Raw genomic sequence first — 14379 nt, 5'->3', positions numbered from 1 at the left:
GGAGAAAACAGCATGAATATCGGTTTCATCGGTCTCGGCGTGATGGGACGCCCCATGGCGCGGCATCTCATCGACGCGGGTCACACGCTTTACGTCAACCGCGTGAAGGCGGCGTCGCAAGCGCTGGTGGAGGCCGGGGCGATCGCCTGCGACACGCCCGCCGAGGTGGCGCGCCGGTCCGAGATCGTCATCACCATCGTGCCCGACACCCCCGATGTGGAGGCCGTCCTCTTCGGCCCGGAGGGCGTGAGCGAGGGATTGCAGCAGGGCGCGCTCGTCATCGACATGAGCTCGATCTCGCCGGTCGCGACGAAGGCCTTTGCCGAGCGCATCCGCGCGGGCGGCGGCGGCTATGTCGATGCGCCGGTCTCCGGCGGCGAGGTCGGCGCGAAGGCCGGCACGCTGACGATCATGGCCGGCGGGTCGGAGGCGGATTTCGCCCGCGCCAGACCGCTGTTCGAGATCATGGGCAAGACGATCACCCATGTCGGCGAGGTGGGCGACGGGCAGACCACCAAGGTCGCCAACCAGATCATCGTCGGCCTCAACATCCAGGCCGTGGCCGAGGCGCTCGTCTTCGCGAAGGCCTCCGGCGCCGACCCGGCGAAGGTCCGCGAGGCGCTGATGGGCGGTTTCGCGGACAGCACGATCCTCAAGGTGCATGGCGAGCGGATGATCAACCGGACCTTCGATCCCGGCTTCCGGCTGCGGCTGCACCAGAAGGATCTCGATCTCGCGGTGAATGCCGCGCGCAACCTCAACCTGGGTCTTCCGAATACGTCGACCGTCGCGCAGCTGATGAACGCCGCCGTGGGCCACGGCGAAGGCGAGCGCGACCATTCGGCGTTGATCGAGGTGGTCGAACGGCTGTCCCGGCCCTGAGACCCCTCAGCGGACGGACCGGTCCCGCGGCCTTCCTCCCCTGGGGCCGGTCCCGACGTGACGGAAACAGGAGATCTTTGGAAAATGCGACAGACGGCCTCTCCCACTGTCCTGTTCACGGATGAAATCGACGACACGCATCTTGCGGAACTGCGGGAGGTCGCGCCGCGGGCACGGCTTTGGCGCTGTGCCGATGCGACGGAGATCTCCGCCCGGATCGGGGAGGCGGATGTCGTGGCGGGGTTCGTCGACCGCGCGGCGCTGGCGCGGGCCGGGCGGCTCGCATGGGTCCATAGCTGGGCGGCGGGGCCGAACCGGCAGCTCTATCCCGAATTCGTCGCCCATGGCGCGATGCTGACGAGCAGCAAGGGCAACGGCGCGATCCCGCTGGCCGAACATGCGATGATGCTGATGCTGATGCTCAACCGCGGCGCGCTGCGCTGGCTCGACGGCCAGCGGGAGCGCCGCTGGGCGCCGTTCCTCCATGGCGAGCTCACCGGTCTGACGGCGGGGCTTCTGGGCGTCGGCCACGCGGGCACGGAACTCGCCCGGCGATGCCGGGCCTTCGGCATGGAGGTGATCGGGCTGCGGCGGAGCGGCCGTCCCGCCGAAGGCGTCGGGCGCCTCTATCCGCAGGCGCAGCTTCACGACTTTCTCGCGGCCTCCGATTTCGTCGTCGTGACCGCACCGTTGACGCCGGAGACGCAATCCATGCTGGGCGAGGCGGAGTTCCGCGCGATGAAGCCGTCGGCGCATTACATCTGCGTCTCGCGCGGGGGCATCGCGGAGGATGCCGTGCTCCTGCGCGCGCTGCGCGAGGGCTGGATCGCGGGGGCGGGGCTTGATGCCCACGGCACCGAACCGCTTCCGCCCGACAGCCCGTTCTGGTCCCTGCCCAATACCATCGTCACGCCGCATAACGGCGCGACCACCGCGCTGACCAGGATGCGGGGGCGGGAGATCTTTCGCGACAACCTCGCGCGCTTCGTGTCCGGCGGGCCGCTTTTCAACCTGGTCGACACGCGGGCGGGATACTGAGCCGGCGGCCGGGAGTGCCGGCGAGCGCGCGCGTTGCGGTTGCCCTCGCGCTCCCGAGCGGTTTCAATGCGAGGCATGCGCCGGGGCGATCCCGGCCGCCCCCGACCGACGCCTTCCGGACCCGCCGCCACCATGACCTGCGAGACGCCCGACATCCCCGAGATCCTGCCCGCCGGCCCGGACGGGCTCGTGCTGCGCTTTTCGCTGCGCCCCGAGCCGGAGGCGATGGCGGCGAAGGAGGCCCTTCTCGCCGCGCTGGCGGAGACACCGCCCGACGGCGTGGTGGAGATCTGTCCCGCGCTCGTCTCCGTCTTCCTGCGGTTCGATCCCGCGCGGGTGCGCCGCGCCGGGCTGGCATCGGAGCTGCGCCGCCGTGCGCGCGCCGTGCTTGCCGCGGGCGCGCCCGCGCCTGTGCCGGCGCGCCGCTGGAGGATCCCGGTGGCCTTCGGCGGCGACAACGGGCCGGAGCTCGCGGAGGTGGCGGCGCGGACCGGCCAGCGGCCGGAGGCGGCGGTTGCGGAGATCTGCGCGGCGGACCTGCGCGTCCTGGCCATCGGTTTCGCGCCGGGCCAGCCCTATCTCGGGCTCCTGCCCGAGCGCTGGGACGTGCCGCGCCTCTCCGAGCTCGCGCCGGAGGTGCCGCAGGGCGCGGTGACGGTCGCGGTGCGCCAGATCGTGATGTTCACCGCGGCGGGCACGACCGGCTGGCGCATGGTGGGGCGTGCCGCCTTCCGCAATTTCATGCCCGAACGGGAGGAGCCGATCCTGCTGCGCGCAGGCGATGCGATCCGGTTCGTACCCGCCTCGGCGGAGGAGATCGCGGCGCTTCGGGACGCGCCGGACGGGCTCGGCGGTGCGCGGCTGGAGGTGCTCGGATGACGGTGCTGGCGGTCGAGCGGGCGGAGGGGCTCTTGAGCGTGCAGGATCTCGGCCGGCCCGGCCATCTTGCGCAGGGGGTCGCGCGCGGCGGGGCGATGGACCGGCAGGCGCTGATCGAGGCGGCCGCGCTGCTCGGCGCGGAGACGGCGCTTGCGGCGGTGGAACTGGCGGGCGCGGGCGGCAGGTTCCGGGTGGAGGCGCCGACTCGGATCGCGCTCACCGGCGCGCCGATGCAGGCGACGCTCGATGGTCAGCCGCTCGAATGGAACCGCACGCATCTTATGGCGCCGGGCCAGACCCTCCGCCTGGCGCGGATGGAGGCGGGGCTCTATGCCTATCTCACCCCCGCGGGCGGCATCGCGACGCCGCCCTGGCTCGGGAGCCGCGCCGCCCATCTCGCGATCGGGATCGGCGCGCGGCTCGGGGCGGGGGACCGGCTCCCCTGCGGCGACGATCCCGATCCGCAGGCGCCGGCCCGCGCGATCGCGGTCGCCCCGCGCTTCTCCGGCGGCACGGTGCGGATCATGGACGGACCGCAGAGCGGGCTTTTCGACGCGCAGACCCGCGCGCGTTTCCTCTCCACGCCTTTCCTGCGTGCGCCCGAGGGCAACCGGCAGGGCCTGCGGCTCGAGGCGCCGGAGCCGTTCCGCTCCGACCATGCGGCAGGGCTCGCCTCCGACGTGATCGGGCCGGGCGACATCCAGATGACGGGCGAGGGCGTGCCCTATGTGCTGATGGCGGAATGCCAGACCATCGGTGGCTATCCCCGGATCGGCACGGTCCTGCCCGCCGATCTTCCCGTCGTGGCGCAGGCGCGGCCGGGCGCGCCGCTGTCCTTCCGGCATGTCGCGCTTGCGGAGGCCGATGCGCTCTGGCGCGACGGGGCGGCGGCGCTGCGCGAGGCCGCGGGCCGGTGCCGCCCGGTGATCCGCGATCCGGCGACGATCAAAGACCTCTTGTCTTATCAGCTCATAGGCGGTGTAACCGCAGGCGACGATCTCGACCGCGAGACATGAGCCGCGCGCGGTCCTGCGACCTGAAGGAGTGACCCATATGGCCCCGACCCTCGATCTCAACTGCGACATGGGCGAAAGCTTCGGCGCCTGGCGGATGGGCGAGGATGCGGCGATGCTGGAGCTCGTCACCTCCGCCAATGTCGCCTGCGGCTTCCATGCCGGCGATCCGGTGGTGATGCGGCGCACGATCCGCGATGCGCGCGCCGCCGGAGTGCGTGTCGGTGCGCATCCCTCCTTCGCCGATCTCTACGGGTTCGGGCGGCGGCGGATCTCGGGCGAGCGGCCCGAGGATCTCGAGACCCAGCTGATCTACCAGATCGTCGCGATGCAGGGCATCTGCGCACTCGAGGGCCATGCGATGACCCATGTGAAATTCCACGGCGCGCTCAACAACATGGCCGCCGAGGACGCGGATCTCGCCGCGCTCTGCGCCCGCGCGGTGAAAGCGGTCGATCCCGCGCTCGCGCTCGTGGCCATGCCCCATACCGAGGCCGAGCGCGCCGCGCTCCGGGCCGGGCTTCGCGTCGCGCGGGAGATCTATGCCGACCGCAGCTACACGCCCGAGGGGCGGCTCACCGCGCGCAGCCTGCCGGGTGCCGTGATCCATGATCCGGAGGCGAGCGCGGCGCAGGTGCTCGCGATGGTGCTCGAGGGCCATATCCCGTGCAGCGACGGCAGCCGCCTGCCGGTCGAGGCGGACACGCTCTGCATCCATGGCGACACGCCCGGTGCGGTGGAGATCGCGCGCGCCCTGCGTGCCCGGCTGGAGGCGGCGGGGGTGGAGATCGCGCCCTTCGCGCCGTCCTGAGGGCCGCGGGGGAGACGCACGGAGGCCACAGAGTCGCGGCGCCCGCTCAACGTTGCCTTTCCTCCGCATGTGCGGCGCACTAGATTGGCGGCATGACCGTTTCGAATACCGCCATGCCGTCCACCTCTGCCGCGCCGCCTGCCGCCCGTTTCGCGGCGTCGGATCTGCACGAGCTTCTCGCCTGTCCGGCCTGCGACGCGCTGCTGCGCGAGCCGGATGTGGCGATCGGGGAGACCGCGCGCTGCCCGCGCTGCGGCGCGGTGATCGAGGCGCCGCGGGCGCTGGCGATGACGCGCATCATGATGCTGGCGCTTGCCGCGCTCATCCTGATGATCGCGGCCATCTTCTTTCCCTTCCTCGAACTCGAGGCGGCGGGAATGATCCGGCGCAGCTCGCTGCTCGACACGGTCATGGCCTTCTCGAGCGGGCTCACCGCGCCGCTCACGCTCGCGATGGCGGCGCTCATCGTGGTGCTGCCGACGGTCCGCTTCGCCGCGCTGATCTACGTGCTCGCGCCGATGGCGCTGGGCTATCACCCGGCGCGCCATGCCGCCCCCGCCTTCCGCATCGCCGAGGCGATGCGCCCCTGGGCGATGGCGGAGGTCTTCGTGGTCGGCGTCGCGGTGGCGCTGGTCAAGGTGGCGGGGCTCGCGCATATCTCCATCGGCCCGGCCTTCTGGGCCTTCGTGGCCCTCGTCATCGTGACGGTGATGAAGGACAATTTCATGAGCAGAGTGACGGTTTGGAAAACGCTGGACGCCCGACGCAGATCCTGACCGCGCACGAAGCCGGGCTCGTGGGGTGCACTCATTGCGGCAGGGTCTCCCCTCCGGGGGTCGGGATCTGCGACCGCTGCGGCGCGCGGATCGCGCCGCGCGACGGCTCGAGCCTGCAACGGGTCTGGGCGTGGTTCTTCGCCGGGCTCGTCGTCTACATCCCGGCCAACCTCTACCCGATGCTGCGCACCACGCAGCTCGGCAAGGAGGTGGACAGCACCATCTTCGGCGGCGTCGTGCAGCTCATGCATCACGGCGATATCGGCGTCGCGATCATTGTCTTCGTCGCCTCGATCGTAATCCCGGTGGGCAAGTTCATCGTCATCGCCTATCTCGCGCTCAGCGTGTCCCGCCGCGTCAGGCTTTCCGCGCATCGCCGTCATATGCTTTATGAGGTCGTGGAATTCATCGGTCGCTGGTCGATGATCGACGTCTTCGTCGTCGCGATCCTGTCGTCTCTCGTGCGGCTCGATTTCGCGGCGACGATCTCGCCGGGCATCGCGGCGGTGAGCTTTGCGCTGTCGGTGGCCTTCACGATGCTGGCCGCGCTGAGTTTCGATTCGCGCCTGATCTGGGACGCGGGGGACTGACACCGGACATGAACAGGAATGCACAACAAAGAGGACAACGGCCGCAATGACAGAGCCTGAGCCCGCAAGCACCGTGGTCGAGGGACCGAAGAGATCGTTCTGGCGCAACCTGTCGCTCGTCTGGCTCGTGCCGCTCGCCGCCCTGGCGGTGACGCTGTTCATCGCCTGGCAGAGCTGGGCGGAACGCGGCACGGTGATCGAGATCTCCTTCGAGAATGCCGCGGGCATCACGCCCGAGGAAACGCTGATCCGCTATCGCGACGTCAATATCGGCGTGGTCGAGGATGTGAGCTTTTCCTCCGACCTCGCCGCGGTCGTCGTCCATGCCCGGATCGACCGCACCGTCGCCGGCGTCCTGCCGGAGAACGCGCAGTTCTGGGTCGTGCGTCCCGAAGTGTCCGCAAGCGGCATTACCGGCCTCTCCACGGTGCTGTCGGGCGTCTATATCCAGGCCGCCTTCTCCCCGCAGGAGGATGCGCGGGCCGACCGGTTCGAGGGGATGGAGGAGGCGCCGCTGGTGCTGCCCGGCATGCGCGGCACGCGCGTCACGCTGCGCACGCGGGACGGCGGTCAGATCACCGCCGGCGCCCCGATCTATTACCGCGGCATCGAGGTGGGCAAGATCGAGGCGCCAAGGCTCGACCGCAACGGCGAGGAGGTGATCGTCGACGCCTTCATCAACGCGCCGCACGACCGCCGGCTCACCACCGCCACGCGCTTCTGGCAGACCTCCGGCTTCTCGGTGAATTTCGGGCCGCAGGGGCTCGACCTCTCGGTCGGATCCATCGCCGGGCTGATCCGGGGCGGGCTGTCGTTCGACACCGTCTTCTCCGGCGGGCAGCCGGTCGAGCCGGGGCAGATCTTCGATCTCTACGAAAGCGAGCAGGAGGCGCGGTCGTCCGTCTTCAACGAGGCGATCGAGAACCCGGTCGACCTCAGCGTCGAGTTCGAGCAATCGGTGGCGGGGCTGACCGTCGGCTCGCCCGTGGTCTACAAGGGGGTGCGGATCGGCGCGGTCTCGACCCTCGGCGCCTTCGTCGAGGGGGAGGGCGAGGATCAGACGGTGATCCTGCGCGCCGTGATCTCCATAGACCCCGGCCGGCTCGGCCTCGATCCCGAGGCGCCGCCAGCCGAGACCATCGCCTTCTTCGCCAATGCCGTCCATAACGGGCTGCGCGCGCGGCTCGTTTCCCAGAGCATCTTCTCGCGCACGCTCGCGGTGGAGCTCGCGGAGATCCCGGAGGCCGCACCCGAGACGCTCGGCATCTTCGCCGCCACGGCGCCGCTGCTGCCGTCGGTCGTCAGCAACCTGCCGGATGCCGCGGCCACGGCCGAGGGGCTGCTCAACCGCGTCGACAACCTGCCGGTGGAGGAGCTGATGGATCAGGCCATCGCCACGCTCGCTTCCATCGAAACCCTTGCCGGCGACGAAAACCTGCGTGCCGCGCCCGATGCCTTCGTCGGGCTGATGAACGATGCCCGCGGGATCGTGGGCAGCGACGATGCGCAGGCGCTTCCGGGCGAGTTGCGCGCTATCATCGGGGAATTGCGCGGCGTCGCCGAAGAGCTGCGCGCGGCCGAGGCGGTGAACAGGCTCGTCGCCGCGCTCGATGCTGCCTCCGAAGCCGCCGATACGGTGAGCGAGGTGGCCGGCTCCTTCGACGACAAGACCTCGGCCGTGCCGCAACTGCTCGAGGATCTCGACACGCTCACGCAAAAGGCCAATTCGCTCGAGGTCGAGCAGTTCCTCGCCATGGCTTCCGCCTTTCTCGACGGGGCGGACCGGCTGATCGACCAGGAAAGCACGCGGGCGCTGCCCGAGAGCCTGACCGGCGCGCTCGACGAGGCGCAGGCGGCACTGGCGGAATTGCGCGGCGGCGGCGTGGTCGAGAATGCCAACGCCACCTTCGCCTCCGCCCGCGAGGCCGCGCGCGCCGTCGAGGAGGCGGCCGCCGACCTGCCGGCGATCGCCACCCGGCTCGACGGTCTCGTGGGCGAGGCCGAGGGCGTGCTCTCGGGCTATGGCCAGAACTCGCGCTTCAACCGCGAGACGCTCGAGGCGCTGCGCGAGCTGCGGTCCGCGGCCCAGGCGCTCTCCAGCCTCGCGCGCACGCTCGAGCGCAATCCCAATTCCATTCTGTTCGGACGGTAACCATGACACGATTTGCTCCCCTGCTCCTTCTCGCCCTTGCCGCCTGCGGCGACAACGACCCGCGCTATCTCATCGCGACGCCGCCCGCGACGGAGGCGCCCGCCGCCCGTGCGGCGCTCCGTGTCGCGACGCTCGAGGTGCGGCAGGTGAGCCTGCCCGCCTATGCCGCGGCCGACCAGATCCTGCGCGAGGAGGAGGCGGGCGGGGCGCTCCGGCCGGTGAAGAGCGCGCTCTGGGCCGACGAGCCGTCGCGCGCGATGACCCAGCGCCTTGCCGACCGGATCGCCGCCACGAGCACGGCCGAGGTCGCCGCCGAGCCCTGGCCGCTCGCCCGCCCGGCACAGGCGGAGGTGGACGTGCGCGTCTCCGAGCTGGCCGCGCGCGCCGACGGGCGGCTGCACCTGAACGGCCAGTTCGCGATTTCCTCCTATGACATGGTGGTGCGCGAGCGTATCGTGCCTTTTGCCATCGCCGTGCCGATGAACTCCGACGCGCCGGGGGCGATCGCCCAGGCGACGGGGGCGGCGGTGAACGCGCTTGCCGCGCGGATCACCGGCACGCTGGCGCGCTGAAGCGGCGGCGGACAGGAACGGATGAAGCTACGGACATACGGGATTGAAAGGAGACGGAGATGAAGAAGAGACCACTCGGCACCACGGGATTCGAGATCGCACCCGTCGTCTTCGGGGGCAACGTGCTCGGTTGGACGGCGGACGAGGCGGAGAGCTTTCGCGTGCTCGACGCGTTCGTCGATCACGGTTTCGATGCCATCGACACGGCGGATGTCTATTCCGCCTGGATCGAGGGCAATTCCGGGGGCGAATCCGAAACCATGCTCGGCAAATGGCTCGCGGCGCGTCCCGGCATGCGCGAGCGGGTGACGATCTTCACCAAGGTCGGCTCGGACATGGGCGGGCCCGACCGCAGGGGGCTGTCGAAGCGGTGGATCGCGGAGGCGATCGACGCGTCGCTCGACAGGCTCGGGATCGGGGAGGTCGACGTCTATTTCTCGCATCGGCCGGACCCGGAGACGGATCAGGCCGAAACGCTTTCCGCCTATGACAGGCTCATCCGGGAGGGCAAGGTGCGGAGCATCGGCGCGTCGAATTTCGACGCGGATCTCCTCGGCACCGCCTTCGACATCGCCGAGCGGGAGGGCCTGCCCGCCTATCAGGTGATCCAGCCGGAATACAATCTCTACGACCGGGACGAATTCGAGGGACCGCTGCGCGACCTGTCGCTTCAGCGGGATCTCGGCGTCGTCACCTATTTCAGCCTCGCCTCGGGTTTCCTGTCCGGCAAATACCGCAGCAAGGACGACCTGAAGGGGCGCAAGCGCGGCAATTTCGTCGAAAAATATCTCGATGCGCGCGGTCTGCGCCTGCTCGATGCGCTCGGGGAGGTCGCGGCGGAGAAGGGGGTCGAACCGGCGGAGGTCGCACTGGCCTGGATCCTGCACCGCGACGGCGTCACCGCCCCGATCGCGAGTGCGACGAGCGTCGCGCAGGTGGAGAGTTTCGCCACGGCCGCCACGCTCGCCCTGAGCGAGGAGGACATGGCACGGCTGACGGGGGCGGGCGACTGAGCGCCGCCGCCCGCCGGTCCGCCGGGGGCATCAGCCCTTCCGGGCGAAATTCGCCTTGATCCGCATGTCGAGATAGTCGCCCGCCGTCATCGGCGGGTACTTTCCGAGCGGCCCTTCCATCAGCACGTCGCGGTTCGCCTGGCAGAAGAAGGGCAGGGACAGGCGCCGGCCCATGTATTCGCCCTCCCGCGGCATCCGCACGCGGTGCAGGGTCGACTGGAGCTGGTCGTCCGACCAGCGCATCAGCATGTCGCCGATATTGCAGGTGATATGCCCGGCCTTCGGCGGCACCTCGGTCCATGCCCCGCTTTCGGCATCCTTTCCGGGGCAGACCTGCAACCCGCCTTCGCCCTCCTTCTGGTGCAGGATGGTGAGGCAGTCGAAATCCGAATGCGCCCCGGCGCGCCAGAAGGTGAAATCCTCCGGCTTCGCCTCCTCCATCGACATGTAGTGCAACAGCCGCAGCGTGGACTGGTATTGCGGCGAGGCGCGGTCATGGGCGCGGGTGAAGAAATCCTCGTCGAACCCGAGCTTCAGCGCGAAACAGGACAGGATCCTCATTCCGAGTTCCCAGTTCAGCCGCTCGAAGCGCAGCGCCCTGTCGCGAAAGCCCGGCAGCGCCGTCTCCGCCGGCCAGAGCCCGTCCATCTTCGGCAGCGTGATCTGGTAGCTTTCCTTGTTGTCCGGCGTGCCGGTGGAGGGGCGCACCTGCGCCTTGAATTCCCAGCCCGCGTTCACGCCCTTCGGCATCGCGACGGTCGCCTTCACCTCCTGCGGCAGGTTGAAGAAATCCCAGGCGGTGTCGAAGGCGGCCTCGATCTCCGCCTCGGGAATGCCGTGGTTGGTCACCTGGAAAAACCCGCTGCCGGTCGCCGCCTCCCAGAGTGCCTCGGCGATCTCCGCCTTGCGCGTCTCGAAATCCGACAGGTCGATCACCGGCACGTCGCGTGCGATATCGGTGCCGTCGCCGCCTATGGTGCTCTCGCGGGTCAGTTCGGCCAGTGCGTAAGGATCTTTGGTCATGGATGTCTCCTGTGCGAAACGGCGCTCTCCGCCTGCGGGATGCGCAGCGGGAGCGGGGTGTCATGGCTTTGGTCAGGGATGTGAGAAAGGGTCTGCGACATGGCGGTGTGCACTCGACTGGATCAGGGACTGTCCGTCGAGCAATGCCCAGGCCCCGTGGCCCGACCGCTTCTACTCGCTCTCAAAGCCTAGCCCGCCCCGCGCCGGAGGCGAAGCGTCACGAGGGGGGCGGGACGCGGTCTTTCCCGGTCTGCGGATAAAACGGGCGGAAATCCCGCCCGATGACGCCGAAAGGATCAGAGTGGGAACGGGGAGGAGAGCCAGAGCCGCCGCTCCGGCCGAAAAGGGCCGAAAAACGGCCATGCCGGGGCGAGAGGGTGAGGGCCTCAGGACGACGTGCGCTCTCCGATCCAGTCGCGCGTCCCGGTGGCGACGGCGTCATGGACGGCACGGCCGAGCGCCTCGCCCTGGGCGGTATGAAGCCCGGCAAAACGCATCTCCCCCTCGGGCGCGGCGACGGCAATGCAATCCGTGCCGGTGCCGGTGATCCGCCCGGTCTCCAGATCCGGGCCCAGCTCCACGAGCGCCGCGGTGCGTGCCTCGGCCACGAGGCTCAGCGCCTCGATCAGCGCCGGCCGGGCAAGCGGCAGATCAAGCTCCACGGCGATGTTGATCGTGCCCCAGCTCGCCGGATCGTAGACCCGCCGCGCGCCGATCCGTTCGCCGTTTGACAGGCCGACCGTGGCCACGCAGCGCGCGGTAACCTGGTCGACGGTGACGCGGGTCTCGACCATGCGGCGGATGTCGCGCGAGGTGAGAAAGCAGGGCGCATCCGTCATGTCCTGCGCGGCGAGCTCGCCCGCGAGCCAGTCCGCCACATCGAGCTCCGGCGTCAGGTCGGCATTGCACACCTCGCGCCAGAGGAGGCGGTCGGCGGTGACGAAGCCGGGGCGGTTCAGCGTCCAGCTCAGCACCTCGCGCGGCGCGGCGAAGCGCATTTCGAGCCAGGGCCGGGCGAGGCGCAGGGCGGGGCCGGTCACGGGACCACCGCGAGTGGCTGGAACACCGGGCCGTCCGGTGTCTGCGCGAAATGCGCGGTGATCCCGAAATGGGTGCGCAGCGTCTCGGGCGTGAGCACATCCGCGGGCCGGCCCTCCGCCGCGATCCGGCCGCCGGAGAGCAGGACGAGACGGGTGCAGTGCCGCACGGCGAGGCCGAGATCGTGGAGCGAGACGAGGAGCGACCGGCCCTGCCGCGCGAGATCTGCGAAGAGCTGCATCGTCGCGATCTGATGCGCCGGGTCGAGCCCCGCCACGGGCTCGTCTGCGAGGATCAGCGGGGTCTCCTGCGCCAGCGCCCGCGCGATCAGCACGCGCGCCTGTTCTCCGCCCGACAGCCGCGTGGCGGTGCGCCCGCGCAGGGTTTCGAGCCCCATCCGCGCGATGGCGCCCTCGACCGCGGCACGGTCCGTTTCCGAAAGCCGCTGCCCCGCCCCGAGATAGGGCACCCGGCCAAGCGCAATCACCGTCTCGACGGAGACGGGCCAGGCGATCTCGCGCGTCTGCGGCATCCAGGCGGCGGCCCTTGCGCGGTCGGTGGCCGGCAGCGCGGCGAGCGAAGACTGCCCGTCGAAGGGCACGAGGCCGAGGCTCGCGCGCATCAGCGTCGTCTTGCCCGCGCCGTTCGGGCCGATCAGCCCGACGAATTCGCCCGCACCGAGGTCGAGGGAGATGTCGCGCAGGATCGTGCGGCCGCGCAAGGTGACGGAGAGATGGTCGAGCGACAGGCGGGTCATCGGATGTCCCTCCGTGTCCTGTAGATGAGATGCAGGAAGAGCGGCGCGCCGACGAGCGCCATCACCACTCCGAGTTTCAGATCCTTCGTCGGCAGGACGACCCGCACCGCGATATCGGCGGCGAGCACCAGCGCGGCGCCGCCGAGCGCGGAGGCCCAGAGCAGCGCCGAGGGGCGCGCGCCGACGCGCTGGCGCAGAAGATGCGGCACGACGAGCCCGACGAAGCCGATGGCGCCCGCGACGGCGGTGGAGGCGCCCACGGCGCAGGCGGTGCCGAGCACGAGCAGGAGCCGCATCCGCCCGAGGTCGATCCCCATTGCCGCCGCCGCATCCTCGCCCAGCGTCAGCGCATCGAGCCCGCGCCCGAGCGAGGCGAGGATCAGCCAGCCCGCAAGGGTGAAGGGCAGGGCAAGCCAGACATGGGTCATCGAACGGTCCGCGAGCGATCCCATCATCCAGAAGACGATCTCGCTGGCCGCGAAGGGATTGGGCGAGAGGTTGAGCACGAGCGAGGTCAGCGCGCCCGCCAGCGCGGAAATCGCGATGCCCGCGAGGATGAGCGTGAGCGAAGAGCCGCGCGGTCCGGCAAGGGCGAGGATCAGCCCGACGCCCGCCAGCGCGCCCGCGAGCGCGCCGAAGGGCAGGGCGAGCGCGACCGCGGCGGCAAGTCCCGTCTGGATCGTCAGGACCGCGCCGAGCGCCGCCGTGCCGGAGATGCCGATGAGGCCCGGATCGGCCAGCGGATTGCGCAGGTAGCCCTGCATCGCCGCGCCAGAGAGGCCGAGGCTCGCTCCGACCATCAGCGCGAGCAGGACACGGGGCAGGCGGATCTCGCGCATCACGATGGTGAGCGCCGTCCCGTCGTCGCGGACGAGCGCACGCAGGCTCTCCGCCGGACCGATCCCCGCCGGGCCGATGGTGAGCGCGATGACGGCCAGCAGGGCGGCAAGCGCGATGAGTGTCAGTGCCGGAAGCCTCATTGCGCCGCTCCGTTCAGCACGGCGCGGCGCGTGTCTCCGAGCGCTGCGATGGCCTCGAGCACGGCGGGCGTGCCGCAGAGCCAGTCGCGGTCGGACATCGTCGCGGAGGCCGCGCCGCCGCGCAAGGTCGTGAGGGCGGGATGGATCAGAAGCTCCTCCGCCCGCGAGGCGCCGGGGTGCGGTCCGCTGGTGATCAGCGCGTCGGGATCGGCGATCACCATGGCCTCGAGCGGGACGAAGCCGCCGCCCGCGACGCCGATCTCGGCGGCGACATTGCCGAAGCCGGCGGCCTCGAGGATATCGCCCGCGAGCGTGGAGCTGCCGGTGGTGTAGCCGTTGGGATAATAGAGCGCGGCACGCGGACGGGGGGCGCCGGAGGCGGCGATCTCCGCCTCGGCCTCCGCCCTCAGCGCCGCAAGCCGCGCGTTGAACTCGTCGATCACGGCCTGCGCCTCCGCCTCGCGATGCAGGGCGGCGCCCATCTGCGCGATGCGGGCGGGCACGTCGGCAAGCGAGGTCGCGGGGGAGAAGCGCATCACCGGAATGCCGAGATCCTCGAGGATCTGCATGGTTTCGCGCGCGGTATAGCTGCCGGAGACGACGAGATCGGGCGCGAGCAGGTAGATCTCCTCGGCGCGGGCGTCGTTGCGCGGATAGGCGCGCGCGGCCTCCGCCATGGCGGAACTGTGCGGGTCGGCGGCGAGCCCGGAGACGGAGACGAGCTGTCCCGGCGCGGCGAGCAGCATGGCGAGCTGATCGGTGCACAGGTTCGTCGAGACGACGCGCAGCGGCGCGGCCCCCGCCGCGCAGAGCGGCAGGCAGAGGGCGGCGACCAGCGCCGCCGCCCGGATCATG

15 protein-coding genes are annotated in these 14379 nt (G+C 70.5%); 10 read left to right on the top strand and 5 right to left on the bottom strand.

The window, feature by feature from the left end; all coding sequences use genetic code 11:
- Positions 1-12: 12 nt before the first annotated feature.
- From P73_RS15615 to P73_RS15570, 10 genes are all read left to right on the top strand, one after another.
- Complete coding sequence (locus tag P73_RS15615; RefSeq protein WP_043870288.1) at positions 13-882, top strand: 2-hydroxy-3-oxopropionate reductase; 870 nt, start codon at positions 13-15, stop codon at positions 880-882.
- Between the two features lie 84 nt (positions 883-966).
- On the top strand, positions 967-1920 hold the full coding sequence (locus P73_RS15610; protein WP_043870287.1) for a D-2-hydroxyacid dehydrogenase: 954 nt from the start codon (positions 967-969) through the stop codon (positions 1918-1920).
- Positions 1921-2052: 132 nt separating this feature from the next.
- Positions 2053-2799, top strand: a complete 747-nt coding sequence (locus tag P73_RS15605; protein ID WP_043870286.1) for a 5-oxoprolinase subunit B family protein — start codon at positions 2053-2055, stop codon at positions 2797-2799.
- On the top strand, positions 2796-3815 hold the full coding sequence (locus P73_RS15600) for a 5-oxoprolinase subunit C family protein (RefSeq protein ID WP_043870285.1): 1020 nt from the start codon (positions 2796-2798) through the stop codon (positions 3813-3815). The genes P73_RS15605 and P73_RS15600 overlap by 4 nt, the downstream gene beginning before the upstream one ends.
- 37 nt (positions 3816-3852) lie before the next feature.
- The gene (locus P73_RS15595) at positions 3853-4623 is read left to right on the top strand and encodes a LamB/YcsF family protein (RefSeq protein WP_043870284.1); all 771 of its coding nucleotides are present in this window, start codon (positions 3853-3855) and stop codon (positions 4621-4623) included.
- A 113-nt stretch (positions 4624-4736) separates the two neighbouring features.
- On the top strand, positions 4737-5399 hold the full coding sequence (locus P73_RS15590) for a paraquat-inducible protein A (RefSeq protein ID WP_052453584.1): 663 nt from the start codon (positions 4737-4739) through the stop codon (positions 5397-5399).
- The gene (locus tag P73_RS15585; RefSeq protein WP_043870283.1) at positions 5366-5989 is read left to right on the top strand and encodes a paraquat-inducible protein A; all 624 of its coding nucleotides are present in this window, start codon (positions 5366-5368) and stop codon (positions 5987-5989) included. Before P73_RS15590 ends, P73_RS15585 begins: the two co-directional genes overlap by 34 nt.
- A gap of 46 nt (positions 5990-6035) precedes the next feature.
- On the top strand, positions 6036-8141 hold the full coding sequence (locus P73_RS15580; RefSeq protein ID WP_043870282.1) for an MlaD family protein: 2106 nt from the start codon (positions 6036-6038) through the stop codon (positions 8139-8141).
- A gap of 2 nt (positions 8142-8143) precedes the next feature.
- Positions 8144-8713 (top strand): PqiC family protein, encoded by a 570-nt coding sequence (locus P73_RS15575; RefSeq protein ID WP_043870281.1) that lies wholly within the window; start codon positions 8144-8146, stop codon positions 8711-8713.
- 59 nt (positions 8714-8772) lie between these two features.
- Positions 8773-9726, top strand: a complete 954-nt coding sequence (locus P73_RS15570) for an aldo/keto reductase (RefSeq protein WP_043870280.1) — start codon at positions 8773-8775, stop codon at positions 9724-9726.
- A gap of 30 nt (positions 9727-9756) precedes the next feature.
- Here the strand turns inward: P73_RS15570 and P73_RS15565 are convergent, their stop codons facing one another.
- The 5 genes from P73_RS15565 to P73_RS15545 form a co-directional block, all read right to left on the bottom strand.
- A complete protein-coding gene (locus P73_RS15565; RefSeq protein ID WP_043870279.1) occupies positions 9757-10749 on the bottom strand; it encodes an isopenicillin N synthase family dioxygenase in 993 nt (330 codons plus the stop codon).
- A gap of 386 nt (positions 10750-11135) precedes the next feature.
- Positions 11136-11789, bottom strand: a complete 654-nt coding sequence (locus P73_RS15560) for an adenosylcobinamide amidohydrolase (protein ID WP_245629182.1) — start codon at positions 11787-11789, stop codon at positions 11136-11138.
- Complete coding sequence (locus P73_RS15555) at positions 11786-12544, bottom strand: ABC transporter ATP-binding protein (protein ID WP_043870278.1); 759 nt, start codon at positions 12542-12544, stop codon at positions 11786-11788. Before P73_RS15555 ends, P73_RS15560 begins: the two co-directional genes overlap by 4 nt.
- Complete coding sequence (locus tag P73_RS15550) at positions 12541-13524, bottom strand: FecCD family ABC transporter permease (protein ID WP_043870277.1); 984 nt, start codon at positions 13522-13524, stop codon at positions 12541-12543. The genes P73_RS15555 and P73_RS15550 overlap by 4 nt, the downstream gene beginning before the upstream one ends.
- Positions 13521-14378 (bottom strand): ABC transporter substrate-binding protein, encoded by an 858-nt coding sequence (locus P73_RS15545; protein WP_043870276.1) that lies wholly within the window; start codon positions 14376-14378, stop codon positions 13521-13523. Before P73_RS15545 ends, P73_RS15550 begins: the two co-directional genes overlap by 4 nt.
- Position 14379 lies beyond the last annotated feature (1 nt).

It is taken from the genome of Celeribacter indicus, assembly GCF_000819565.1.
Classification (GTDB): domain Bacteria; phylum Pseudomonadota; class Alphaproteobacteria; order Rhodobacterales; family Rhodobacteraceae; genus Celeribacter; species Celeribacter indicus.
This window is presented reverse-complemented; position numbering and strand designations above follow the sequence as displayed.